At 68.8% G+C, this 13,284-nt stretch carries 7 protein-coding genes; 5 read left to right on the top strand and 2 right to left on the bottom strand.

The features are described 5' to 3' along the window. Nucleotides 1-277 precede the first annotated feature (277 nt). Complete coding sequence (locus ACWESM_RS18180; protein WP_452492697.1) at nt 278-1,567, top strand: MFS transporter; 1,290 nt, start codon at nt 278-280, stop codon at nt 1,565-1,567. Next, the gene (locus ACWESM_RS18175; RefSeq protein WP_364434081.1) at nt 1,564-2,148 is read left to right on the top strand and encodes an isochorismatase family protein; all 585 of its coding nucleotides are present in this window, start codon (nt 1,564-1,566) and stop codon (nt 2,146-2,148) included. Before ACWESM_RS18180 ends, ACWESM_RS18175 begins: the two co-directional genes overlap by 4 nt. Nucleotides 2,149-2,282: 134 nt before the next feature. Here ACWESM_RS18175 and ACWESM_RS18170 read toward each other — a convergent pair whose 3' ends face one another. Both ACWESM_RS18170 and ACWESM_RS18165 read right to left on the bottom strand, forming a co-directional pair. Beyond that, on the bottom strand, nt 2,283-3,833 hold the full coding sequence (locus ACWESM_RS18170; protein WP_364434078.1) for an adenylate/guanylate cyclase domain-containing protein: 1,551 nt from the start codon (nt 3,831-3,833) through the stop codon (nt 2,283-2,285). 91 nt (nt 3,834-3,924) lie between these two features. Then, a complete protein-coding gene (locus ACWESM_RS18165) occupies nt 3,925-5,628 on the bottom strand; it encodes a DUF4407 domain-containing protein (RefSeq protein ID WP_355073337.1) in 1,704 nt (567 codons plus the stop codon). Between the two features lie 181 nt (nt 5,629-5,809). On the opposite strand from ACWESM_RS18165, the gene aroQ reads away from it, so the two are divergent. The 3 genes from aroQ (at nt 5,810) to ACWESM_RS18150 (ending at nt 13,239) form a co-directional block, all read left to right on the top strand. Further along, a complete protein-coding gene (gene aroQ / locus ACWESM_RS18160; RefSeq protein WP_452492694.1) occupies nt 5,810-6,385 on the top strand; it encodes a gamma subclass chorismate mutase AroQ in 576 nt (191 codons plus the stop codon). A 739-nt stretch (nt 6,386-7,124) separates the two neighbouring features. Then, nucleotides 7,125-11,777 carry a glutamate synthase large subunit gene (gltB, locus tag ACWESM_RS18155; protein WP_355073334.1) on the top strand — a complete coding sequence of 1,551 codons (4,653 nt, stop codon included), beginning with the start codon at nt 7,125-7,127 and terminating at the stop codon, nt 11,775-11,777. Next, entirely contained in the window at nt 11,770-13,239 is a 1,470-nt protein-coding gene (locus ACWESM_RS18150) for a glutamate synthase subunit beta (protein WP_355073333.1), read from the top strand. The genes gltB and ACWESM_RS18150 overlap by 8 nt, the downstream gene beginning before the upstream one ends. Nucleotides 13,240-13,284: the final 45 nt, after the last annotated feature.

The raw sequence follows: 13,284 nt of genomic DNA, 5'->3' as shown, positions 1-13,284 counted from the left end.
GAAGACGATCATGAGGGTTCACCGCGCGACATCGGACCGACTGCGGTGCCGATCAAGCCGGCCGTCGCCGTGATGCGCGGGATGCGCTGCGCCCATGCAATACCCGGACCTGGGTGTCGGGCGCGTCCGCTCGTGTGAAGTCGAGGTAGTCGCTGCGTTCGAATCGCACAACATTTGGTTGTGGATCATCGCTGATTCGGTTGTTTGATCACACCTCCGCGCCTTGCTTTGATCCATGTCGGTCAACAGTGAGTTGTGCGATCGAGAGGTGCGAAGCTTGGGGACCGGACGATCTCTCGGTCGGCAGTTCGGATGGTTGTGGGCGGCCTACGCGGTCAGCGCCTACGGGTCGGGTCTTGGGTTCGGTGCGTTGCCGCTGATCGCCGTGCTGGTGCTGCACGCAGGCCCCGGACAAGTGTCCGCGCTGTCGGCGGTGGGGCCGGCGGTGGGCGCGCTGATCGCGTTGCCGCTCGGGCCGTGGGTGGAATATTGCCGCAAGCGACCGGTGATGATCGCGATGGACCTCACCCGGTTCGCGGTCATGACGACGATCCCGCTCGCCTATGCCTTCGGCCGACTCGGTTTCGTCCAGCTGCTGGTCGTCTCGGCCGTGGTCGCCGCGGCCAAGATCGCCTTCAACGCGGCGAGCGGCGCCTATCTCAAAGCCCTTGTGCGGCCCGAGGACCTGCTCGTGGCCAACGCGCGATTCGAGTCGACGACGTGGAGTTCCACCGCCGTAGGGCCGCCGCTGGGCGGAGCGGCGATCGGTTTGTTCGGGCCGGTCACCACCGTGGTGGCCGACGCGCTGAGTTACCTGCTCTCCGCGCTGGCGGTCATGGCGATTCGCGGCAGGGAAGAACCTCCGCGGCGGACCGGCAAGCCCCGGCTGCGGGCCGGTGAGTTGCTCGAAGGCTGGCGGTACCTGCTGGCTCATCCGGGATTACGGGCGCTTTACCTCAACCAGCTGCTCGTGGGCGGACTGATCATGGCCACCGAGCCGCTCCTGGCCGTACTGCTGCTCCGCGAGCTCGGATTCCCACCCTGGCAGTACGGCCTCGCCTTCGCCGCCCCCTGCGTCGGCGGACTCATCGGCTCACGCCTTGCCGGCCGTGTCGTGGAGCGATACGGCAGGCACCGGGTCCTGCGCACCGTCGGCACGCTGCGCGCGATCTGGCTGATCGGCCTCGCGTTCGTCCAGCCCGGTGTCGCAGGCCTCGCGACGGTGATCGCTGTCGAGCTCGCGATCATCATCAGCATGAGCCTGTACAACCCGGTACTGGCCACCTATCGACTCGAGCACACACCCGAAGACCGCGTCGCCCGCACCCTGTCGGCCTGGTCGATCAGCAGCAGCGCTTCCATCGCAGTGCTCAGCGCGCTCGGCGGACTGCTCGCCGACGTGACCAGCCCGCGCACGGCTATCACGGTCGCGGGACTGCTGATCCTCGTCAGCCCGCTGCTGCTACCCCGTCGCCAGGAATCCGCACCTGCACCCGACCTTGCGGTGGCGACAACCCTTCAACCACAAACGGCAAGCGTTTCGCAGGAAGCCAGGCAAAATTCATGACTGTCACCGCACTCGACCCGTCCAGCGCGCTGGTCCTCGTCGACTTGCAGAACGCCCTCATCGACGCGCCGACCGTCCCCTATACCGGTCGAGAAGTGGTCGCCCGGGCGGTCGAGCTGGCCCGTGCTTTCCACGAGCACAGCGCCCCGGTCGTCCTGGTGCGGGTGACGGCCCGTGCGGACGGAGCGGATGCCGCTCCAGGTCGCAGCGACATCTCGAGCCCACCAGGTTCATTGCCCGACGGCTGGGATGTCATCGTCGACGACCTCGCCGGTCACCCTGACGACATCACGGTGACCAAGCGCACTTGGGGTGCCTTCCACGGAACCGACCTCGATCTGCAACTGCGCCGCCGCCGCGTCACACAGATCGTGCTGGCCGGGCTCACCACCAGCATCGGCGTGGAGTCGACCGCTCGCGCCGCCTTCGAACACGGCTACCACGTCACGCTCGCGACGGACGCCATGGCCGATCTGAACGTGGAGGCGCACCGCAACAGCATCGAACGGATCTTCCCCCTCCTCGGCGAAACCGGTTGCACCGCCGAGATCGTCGAAAATCTTGCCAAGACCCGCGCCTGACCCCGGCAGAAGGTGGATCCGGCCTCGGTGGTGGCGCCGGCCGCAGCTCAGCTCGTCCCGATGCAAGGTCGGGCCGTGTCCGGCGATCGAGTGTGGAGTCGGGGCGCGCGAACAGCGGGCGGTAGCGAGGAGCGTCAGGCCGGGCGGGCGAGCCGGGTCGGCGCGAGGCGGCCGCGAAGGGTGACGGATTCACCGAGCCGCCAGTGTCCGGCTTCGGACTCGGCGGACGCCGCGACGGTTGCGCCGGAGGCGAGCAGCAGGCCCTGCTGCTTGGCGAGTTCGCACAGGCGAGCCGCTTCGTTGACGGCGTCGCCGATGACGGTGAACTCGTAGCGCTGATGCGCGCCGACATTGCCCGCGACCACCCGGCCCGCGGCCACGCCGATGGCCGCGACGAAATCGGTCGCGGTGCTGTCGAGCCGAGCCAGGATCGCGCGGGCGGTGGCCAGCGCCGCGCCCGGGGCGTCGGCCAGCGGAGCGGGCGTGCCGAAGACGGCCAGGGCCGCGTCACCCTCGAACTTGTTGACCAGCCCGCCGTGGTGTTCCACCTCGTCGACCACGATGCCGAAGAACCGATTGAGAATGGCGACCATCTCCGGCGCGGGAATGGTCGCGGCCATGGTCGTCGAGCCGACGATGTCGATGAACAGGGCCGCGGCGTCGGTCTCCACACCGCCGAGCGCCGGGTCGCCCGCCAACGCGGCCGCGGCGACCTCACGGCCGACATGCCTGCCGAACAGGTCCCTGATCTGCTCGCGCTCGCGCAGTCCCTCCACCATGTGGTTGAAACCGCTCTGCAGCTCACCCAGCTCGGTGCCGTCGTAAACGGCCAGCGCGACATCGAGATCGCCGTCCTCCACCTGACGCATCGCGCGGCGCACGCCGAGGATGGGCGCGACGGTCGCGGCCAAGGTCTGCGTCATCAGCAGGAGACCGAAGACCAGTGTCGCGCCGCCGAGCGACAGCACGCAGACCGCCAGTCGCGCCTTGGTGACGTCATCCATCGTGAGCGCCAGCACCGCGAGCACCATCATTCCGGCCACCGGCACGCCGGAGCCGACCACCCAGACGACGAGCGAGCGTCCGAAGACGCCGATGCCGCGGCGCCGACCGGAATCCGCGGCTTCCAGCACCCGGGCGGTGACGGGCCGCAGCGCGAACTCGATGATCAGGTAGCTGTTCGCGCACACCACGATGGCGCTGATCGCGATGCCGAAGGCCACCTTCGGGATCAGTTGCGGTTCGGCCAGCCCGTACAGCGTGGTCAGCAACACGAGCCCGCCGAACCACAGCAGCGCTTGGTCGCGCACCAGCCTGCGCGGCACCGCCGTGGCCGCGGCCATCTCCTCCTCGGTCGGCACGCGGTCCGGATCGGTGGCCCACCGCAGCGCGCGCAATTCGCGGGTGGTGCCCCACCACAGGCCGAGCAACAGCGCGCAGGTCGCGTACAGCGGTGCGGCGAGCACGTCGAGCAGCAGGAGATCCCGGGTGAACACCGACGGGCCCGGCAAGACGAAGCCGACCAGGACGATCGACACGACCATGCCCGTCAGATTGCCCAACAGCGTGGGCACGGTGAGCAACAGCTGGACGCGAATGCGTCGTAGCCCCGACGACTCCTCGGCGGACCCGAGCAATCGCGACCCCCACGGCGCCGCCGCGAGCGTCACCTCCCTGTGTTGCATGGGTGCAGCGTAAGCCGCGGAGCGCCCCAGCGCCGTAGGCCGCACTCGGCCGGATCCGGCGCCGGGTGGGCCGTGGGTGGCAGTGGTGCGGTCAGCGACCCGGCGGCAGTTCGCGGCGGCCGGGCTCGGGGAGTTCGGGGCGGTGGTGGCCCGGCAGTTCGTCACGGTGGGCGCCGGTGGGCAGACCGTAGCCGGCTGCGCCGGTGGGCGGAAGCGAGGAATAGCGCGGGGCGTGCGGCGCGGAGTACGCGGCGTCCACGACGGTGGCGGCGATGTGCTGGGCATGCGCGATCTCGGGCGCGCCGGGCGGCAACTGGTAGCCGACCGCCTGCGGATGCGAGGTCTGGCCGTCGACGGTGACCTTGCGGGTGCGCCGCAGCGTGAAGGTGATCTCCTCGACCTCCTCGAACGCCTGCCGCGCCGTGCGCAACGGATGCGTGGCCGTATCGATCGCGTTGGCGACGAAGGACGGAACGAGCGGCCGGATGAAACGCGCCGCGGTGTCGGTGAACGGGACCGTGCCGATCAGCGGCAGCTCGAGACCGCCGCCACTCGGCGCTGCCGGTGCGGATGCGACGGCGGGCACCTGCGGGTGCACGCCGGTGGGCGCGGGTAGGTTCGGCGTCGCCTCGTCGGGCATGGCGCTGTCCTTTCGGTCGTCCGCCGTGGCGGCGGGAAGTTCGGGGCGTCGCGGCGGCTCGGTGATGCCGATCTCGATGCCGCCGATGGCCGCGATGATGCGGGTGCGCTGCCGTTCCCGATCGATGGCGGTGTCCGCCTCGACGGCGAGACGAGCGGCGGTGAGCTGCTGCTCGGCGCGCAGGGTCTCGGCCTCGGCGCGTACCTCGGCCTGTTTGACCGCGATCACCGCGTCGGCTTCCCGCTCGGCGCGGTCGTGCACGGTGCGCGCCGCGTTGTGCCGGTCGAACGAGGTCTCGCCACGCCACCAGCGCAGCACCAGCGGCAGCAGCGCGAAGGCGACGAACGCCAGGATGGTGAGAATGCGCAGCGGCAGCGCGTCGTGCACGGTGTAGTCGTTCATCGCCTGCCAGCGCGCGCCGAGCCCACGGTCGGCGTCGTCGAAGGCGGCGGTGCGCGCGGCCGACAGGGCGGCCTGGTCGGCGTCGATCCGGCGATCGGCCGCGTCCACTCGGTCCTGCGCGGTGGCGAGATGCTTGCGGGCGTCGTCGAGCATGGCGTTGGCCGTCTGCGCTTCCGGCCCACGGCCCGGCACGCCGGTGATCCTGGTCCGCGGGCACTCCGGGGTCGGATTGAATTCGCAGCGTGCGATCACCAGGGCGTGGTCGATATCGTTCTGGGCCATCGCGATCGCCTGTTCGAGCGCGGCCCGGTCGGCTTTCGCCCGGTCCAGTTCCGCCTGCGCCGCGACGACCCGCGGCGCGGAATCGAGCGAGCGCTGCGCCTTCTCCGCCAGCACCCGGTCGACGGACCCGCTGAACAGCACGATCGCGGCCAGTTCCGCGAGTAGCCCACCGGCCAGCACGGCGACCGCGATGCGCGCGACCAGCCCGAGCCGATCCGGTCCGCCGCTCGGCCGCGCGGTCGCCAGTGCCCTGGCGAGCGCGCCGGTGAGCGCGGCGACCACGATGCCCGAGGCCAGCGCGGCCGACCACGGCCACGCCGAGGCCGCGGCCAGGGCGGCGACCACACCGGAGATCGTGGCGAACAACAGCACCACAGCACCGGTGACGGCGTATCCGGCACGCTCGTGACGATCGCTGATCGCGCTGGTCCGGCCGCCGCCGAGCCAGGTGAACAAGCCGGTGACGGTCATCGGAATGCACATCCTCTACGTCCCAGGCGCTTTCACGGGCGCGACGAAACTGTCACGGATTCGTTGTGACAGCGTGACAGGCTCGCCCGGTTCGCAGCGAGCAGGGACGGTCGGATGTGGTAAGGCTCACAGATCATCCGGTGCTTCGTATCCGGGGTGGGCGATTCCAGGAGGTCACAACGTGCGCGGAGTCTGGTTGACGCTCTTGGCGGCGGGGCTGCTGACTTGGCCGGTCAGCGCGGGGGCCGCTCCGGCCGACCGGTCGCTCGACCGGCTGGTCGCCCTCGTGGTCGAGCGCTTGGACACCGCCGACGCGGTGGCCGCCGCGAAGTGGTCGACCGCGGGTGAGCCCGGCATCGAGCCGACCATCGACGATCCGGTCCGTGAGGCGGAGGTCTACGAGGTCATGACCCGGCTCGGCCACGACCGTGAGCTGTCGGAGAACTGGGTGCGGCAGGTTTTCCTCGGGCAGATCGAGGCCAGTAAGACGGTGCAGCGGGGGCTGATGACGAGGTGGCGCTTCGACCCGGCCGCGGCGCCCACCGCGCCGGTGGGACTCGACTCGGTGCGCCCGGTCATCGACCGGGTGAACGTCGAGATCCTCGATCAGCTCGCCGGGCACCGAGCGGAGCTGACCGCGCCGGATTGCGCGGAACAGTTGGCGCGCAGCGTCTTCGGCGTGGTCGTCGCGGACCGCGCCGATGTCCTGCACCGAGCGGCGCTGGTGCGGGCCGCCGTGTCGCTCTGCGCGGCGTAGGCCGCGGCCGGGCCCGCCGGGCGACCTCGCGCGGAAAGATGTGTCCAACACCACTTCTTGATATTTGCTGGATATGTGCTGAACCCCACAGTGGGCAAAAGAGTCCGGACGGTCGGATCATATTCATTGCTTGTCACGCAGCTGTCGGAAATCTCTCATCGGTCACAGCGCCGAGTTAGCCGCCGCCACTTGGTTTGCCGGGCGTCCAGCGGGGGAAATCCATTTCGACGCAGGTGAGGGCGGTTTCCGGGTCTTGTGAGGAAGGTCTCGGGTAGGTGTCGCGCGTCGGTTTTCCCAGCTGGCACCGGGTGCCATGGGGATCGATCGCATGGCGCTCGCTGCTTTACACTGGACGGCGCGCACACGTGGAGGACCCAATGCAGAAGCCCAGCTAAACCTGGTTATTAGCGCAACCTAAGTTGGTTGGGCCCTGGACCTGACTTATCGTTTGCTCTTACGCCGAACACAGAACGTTCGGCTACCTCGCCCGCTCGGGCAGCCCTAGCCAGGTGCTCAGCGTAGCGGTCGAGCACCCGCTCGGAGGTAAGGATCTTGTTAGGGATCCGTTACCGAAGGGCACCCACTACGTCACAGAAGCGGGTGGAAAAAACTGCAGACCTGACTGCACGCCGAAGACCATCAGCGCGGCTGGCTTCGGAACGTACGGGCGCAGTCTTGTACGGAGGCGTTCGACGAAAGGCCGTTTTCTTCGAAGGCCGACTTTCCTGAAGGCAGAGGCATGACGCAACTTCCTGGCCACCGGTCACCTGGACCCATCGGGCTCTACGACCCGGCGAACGAGCACGACGCCTGCGGCGTCGCATTCGTCGTCGACATGCACGGCCGCCGCAGCCGCGACATCGTCGACAAGGCTATTACGGCTCTGTTGAACCTGGAGCACCGTGGCGCCGCGGGCGCCGAGCCCAACAGCGGCGACGGTGCGGGCATCCTGATCCAGGTCCCGGACCGCTTCTTCCGCGCCATCGTGGACTTCGAGTTGCCGCCGGAGGGTTCCTACGCCACCGGTATCGCCTTCCTGCCGCAGGCCCGCCGCGAAGCCGCGCGCGCTGCCTACGGCGTGGAGAAGATCGTCAAGGAAGAGGGCCTCGACGTCCTCGGCTGGCGCGAGGTGCCGATCGACGAGTCGTCGCTGGGCGCGCTGGCGCGCGACGCCATGCCGAGCTTCCGGCAGATCTTCATCGCATCGCCGAAGAACGCCTCCGATCCGCTGTCGGATATGGATCTGGAGCGTCGCGCCTACGTGGTGCGCAAGCGCGTCGAGCGTGAGCTGGGGTCGGCCGGAGCCGGTGAGGGTGCGGTCGGCAGGGAGTCGGTCTACTTCCCGAGCCTGTCGGGGCAGACCTTCGTCTACAAGGGCATGTTCACCACGCCGCAGCTGCGCGCGTTCTACCTGGATCTGCAGGACTCCCGGGTGGAGAGCGCCCTCGGCATCGTGCACTCCCGGTTCTCCACCAACACCTTCCCGTCCTGGCCGCTGGCGCACCCGTTCCGCCGGGTGGCGCACAACGGTGAGATCAACACCGTCACCGGCAACGAGAACTGGATGCGCGCCCGCGAGGCGCTGCTGCGCAGCGACGTCTTCGGCGTCGACTCTGCGGGCAAGAACCGGCTGGAGAAGATCTTCCCCGTCTGTACCCCGGGGGCGAGCGACACCGCCCGGTTCGACGAGGTGCTGGAACTGCTGCACCTCGGCGGCCGCAGCTTGCCCCACGCCGTGCTGATGATGATTCCCGAGGCCTGGGAACGCAACGAGAACATGAACCCGCAGCAGCGGGCCTTCTACGAGTACCACTCGATGCTGATGGAGCCGTGGGACGGCCCCGCGTCGGTGTGCTTCACCGACGGCACCGTCGTCGGCGCCGTGCTCGACCGCAACGGCCTGCGGCCGAGCCGCATCTGGGTGACCGACGACGGCCTGGTCGTGATGGCCTCCGAGGTCGGCGTCCTGGACATCGACCCGTCCAAGGTGGTCAAGAAGGCGCGCTTGCAGCCGGGCCGCATGTTCCTGGTCGACACCGCCCAGGGCCGCATCGTCGGTGACGAAGAGGTCAAGTCCCTGCTCGCCGCCGAGCAGCCCTACCAGGAGTGGCTGGACGCGGGCGTCTCCCGCCTGGCCGACCTGCCCGACCGCCCGCACGTGCACATGTCGCACGACCGCGTGCTGATCCGCCAGCAGATCTTCGGATACACCACCGAGGAGCTCAACCTGCTGATCTCGCCGATGGCCAAGACCGGAGGCGAAGCGCTCGGCTCGATGGGCACCGACACCCCGATCGCGGTGCTCTCGGCCCGTCCGCGCCTGCTGTTCGACTACTTCTCCCAGCTGTTCGCGCAGGTCACCAACCCGCCGCTGGACGCGATCCGGGAAGAGGTGGTCACCAGCCTCAAGCGCAACATCGGCCCGGAGGCCGACCTGCTGCACCCGGGACCGGAGTCCTGCAACATGATCGCGCTCGAGCAGCCGATCCTGGACAACGACGAGCTGGCCAAGCTCGTGCACATCAACGACGACGGATCGCACCCCGAGCTGCGCTCGGTGGTCGTGCGCGGCCTGTACCCCGTGAAGAAGGGCGGCAAGGGCCTGCGCAGGGCGCTGGAGGCGATCAACACCCAGGTGTCGGCCGCCATCGACGGCGGCGCGCGGATCATTGTCCTGTCCGACCGCGAGTCCAACGAGAAGCTGGCGCCGATCCCTTCGCTGCTGCTGACCTCGTCGGTGCACCACCACCTGGTGCGCGAGCGCACCCGTACCAAGGTCGGCCTGGTCGTGGAGGCCGGTGACGCCCGCGAGGTGCACCACATGGCCACCCTGGTCGGCTTCGGCGCCGCCGCGATCAACCCCTACATGGCCTTCGAGAGCATCGAGGACATGCTCGAGCGCGGCGCGCTCGAGGTACCGGGCAGCACCGGCGACCTGGCCGCCGACTACCGCAAGGCGGTCGCGAACTACAACAAGGCCGCGGGCAAGGGTGTGCTGAAGGTGATGTCCAAGATGGGCATCTCCACGCTGGCCTCCTACAACGGCGCCCAGCTGTTCCAGGTGATCGGCCTGTCGCAGGACCTGGTGGACGAGTACTTCACCGGCCTGCGCTCGCACTTGGACGGCATCGGCCTGGACGAGATCGCCGACGACGTCGCGCAGCGGCACCGCATCGCGTTCCTGGAGAACCGCAACGAGCGCGCGCACCGCGAGCTCGAGGTCGGCGGCGAGTACCAGTGGCGGCGCGAGGGCGAATACCACCTGTTCAACCCGGACACGGTGTTCAAACTGCAGCACGCCACCCGGTCCGGCCAGTACTCGATCTTCAAGGAGTACACCAAGCTGGTCGACGACCAGTCCGAGCGGCTGGCATCGCTGCGCGGTCTGTTCAAGTTCAAGCACAACGCGCGTTCCCCGATCTCCATCGACGAGGTCGAGCCGGTATCGGCGATCGTGAAGCGGTTCTCCACCGGCGCGATGAGCTACGGCTCCATCTCGGCGGAGGCGCACGAAACCCTGGCGATCGCGATGAACCGTCTCGGCGGCCGGTCGAACTCGGGCGAGGGCGGCGAGTCCCCCGCGCGCTTCGAGCCGGAGGAGAACGGCGACTGGCGGCGCAGCGCGATCAAGCAGGTGGCCTCCGGCCGCTTCGGCGTGACCGCGCACTACCTGACCAACTGCACCGACATCCAGATCAAGATGGCGCAGGGCGCGAAGCCCGGTGAGGGCGGCCAGCTTCCGGCGCACAAGGTGTACCCGTGGGTCGCCGAGGTGCGGCACTCGACGCCGGGCGTCGGCCTGATCTCGCCGCCGCCGCACCACGACATCTACTCGATCGAGGATCTGGCGCAGCTGATCCACGACCTGAAGAACGCGAACCCGCAGGCGCGCATCCACGTGAAGCTGGTCGCCGAGCCGGGCGTCGGCACCGTCGCGGCGGGCGTCTCCAAGGCGCACGCCGATGTCGTGCTGATCTCGGGCCACGACGGCGGCACCGGTGCTTCGCCGCTGACCTCGCTGAAGCACGCGGGCGGCCCCTGGGAACTCGGCTTGGCCGAGACCCAGCAGACGCTGCTGCTCAACGGGCTGCGTGACCGCATCGTCGTGCAGGTCGACGGCCAGATGAAGACCGGCCGCGATGTGATGATCGCCGCGCTGCTCGGCGCCGAGGAGTACGGCTTCGCCACCGCACCGCTGGTGGTGTCGGGCTGCATCATGATGCGCGTCTGCCACCTGGACACCTGCCCGGTCGGCGTCGCGACGCAGAACCCGGTGCTGCGCGAGCGGTTCACCGGCAAGCCGGAATTCGTCGAGAACTTCTTCCGGTTCATCGCGGAAGAGGTCAGGGAACTGCTGGCGCAGTTGGGCTTCCGCTCGCTGGACGAGGCGATCGGCCGGGTGGACCTGCTCGACACCTCGCGCGCCAAGCAGCACTGGAAGGCCAGCAAGCTGGACCTCTCGCCGATCCTGGACGACGTCGAGACGGCGTTCATGTACCAGGACCGCCGCTGCACCAAGGCGCAGGACCACGGCCTGGACAAGGCGCTGGACCAGCAGCTGATCGTGCAGAGCCGCGACGCGCTCGAGCGCGGTCAGGCGGTGAAGTTCGAGACCAAGATCACGAACGTGAACCGCACCGTCGGCACCATGCTCGGCCACGAGGTGACCAAGCTCTACGGTGGCGCGGGCCTGCCCGACGACACCATCGACATCACCTTCACCGGGTCGGCGGGCAACAGCTTCGGCGCCTTCGTGCCCGCCGGCATCACGCTGCGCGTGCAGGGTGACGCGAACGACTATGTCGGCAAGGGTCTTTCCGGCGGCCGCCTGGTGGTGCGCCCGTCGCTGAACGCGCCCGGCGAGTTCGTCGCCGAGCAGAACATCATCGCGGGCAACGTGATCCTGTTCGGCGCCACCAGCGGCCAGGTCTTCCTCAGCGGTGTGGTCGGCGAGCGGTTCGCCGTGCGCAACTCCGGCGCCACCGCGGTGGTCGAGGGCGTGGGCGACCACGGCTGCGAGTACATGACCGGCGGCCGGGTGGTCATCCTGGGTGAGACCGGACGCAACTTCGGCGCCGGTATGTCCGGCGGCGTGGCGTTCGTCTTCGACCCGAACGGCACCTTCGCGTCCAAGCTCAACCCCGAGCAGGCCGACGCCGTCGAGCAGCTGGCCGGTGACGATTTCACCTGGCTGCACGACATCATCACCCAGCACCGTGACCAGACCGGTTCCCCGGTGGCCGAGCGCATTCTGAGCGACTGGTCGCAGCAGGTGAACCATTTCGTGAAGGTCATGCCGCGCGAATACAAGAAGGTTTTGCTCGCCATCTCCGAAGCTGAGAAGAGCGGCAAGGACGTGGACGAAGCGATTATGGAGGCCGCTCGTGGCTGACCCCCAGGGTTTTCTGAAGCACACCGCACGGGAACTGCCCAAGCGGCGCCCGGTGCCGCTGCGCCTGATGGACTGGAAAGAGGTCTACGAGGAGAACTTCTCCCACCAGACCTTGCAGACCCAGGCCAGCCGGTGCATGGACTGCGGTATCCCGTTCTGCCACAACGGCTGTCCGCTGGGGAACCTGATCCCCGAGTGGAACGACCTGGTCTACAAGGACCGCTGGCGCGAAGGCATCGACCGGCTGCACGCGACCAACAACTTCCCGGAGTTCACCGGGCGGTTGTGTCCCGCGCCGTGTGAGGCGTCCTGCGTGCTCGGCATCAACCAGGATCCGGTCACGATCAAGCAGGTCGAGGTCGAGATCATCGAGAACGCCTTCGACGAGGGCTGGGTGACCCCGGTCTACCCGACCCGCCTCACCGGCAAGAAGGTCGCCGTCGTCGGTTCCGGTCCGGCCGGTCTGGCCGCGGCGCAGCAGCTGACCCGCGCCGGGCACACCGTGACCGTGTTCGAGCGGGCCGACCGCATCGGCGGTCTGCTGCGCTACGGCATCCCGGAATTCAAGATGGAGAAGCGCTTCATCGATCGCCGTCTCGCGCAGATGGAGGCCGAGGGCACCATCTTCAAGACCGGTGTGAACGTGGGCGTCGACATCACCGCCGAGCAGTTGCGCGAGCAGTACGACGCGATCGTGCTGGCCGGCGGCGCCACGCTGGCGCGTGACCTGCCGATCCCGGGCCGCGATCTGGACGGCATCCACCAGGCCATGGAGTTCCTGCCCTGGGCCAACCGGGTGCAGCTCGGCGACGACGTCACCGACGAAGCGGGCCTGCCGCCCATCCACGCGAAGGACAAGAAGGTCGTCATCATCGGCGGTGGCGACACCGGCGCCGACTGCCTCGGCACCTCGCACCGGCAGGGCGCGGCGAGCATCCACCAGTTCGAGATCATGCCGCGTCCCCCGGAGGAGCGGGCCGCGTCCACCCCGTGGCCGACCTACCCGCTGATGTACCGGGTCTCCTCGGCGCACGAGGAGGGCGGCGAGCGCGTGTTCTCGGTGAACACCGAGCGCTTCGTCGGCGCGGACGGCAAGGTGACCGGCCTGGAGGCGCACGAGGTCAAGATGGTCAACGGCCGGTTCGAGAAGGTGGAGGGCACCGACTTCACGCTCGAGGCCGACCTGGTGCTGCTGGCCATGGGCTTCGTCGGTCCCGAGAAGCCGGGCCTGCTCAGCGATCTCGGCGTCGGCTACGACCAGCGCGGCAACGTGCAGCGCGACAAGAACTGGGCGACCAACGTTCCCGGCGTCTTCGTCGCGGGTGACATGGGCCGCGGCCAGTCGCTCATCGTCTGGGCCATCGCCGAAGGCCGCGCCGCGGCCGCGGGCGTGGACCGGTACCTGGAAGGCGAGACCGCCCTCCCTGCGCCGATCACCCCCACCATGGTGGCTCAGCGCTAGGTCCCCTCTCTTACCGGAGCGGAAACGAAAGGCGCCTGTGGACAA

The sequence above is a fragment of the Nocardia sp. NPDC003999 genome (assembly GCF_053604885.1).
The sequence above is the reverse complement of the archived record's forward strand: the minus strand, read 5'-3'. Positions and strand labels throughout refer to the sequence as shown.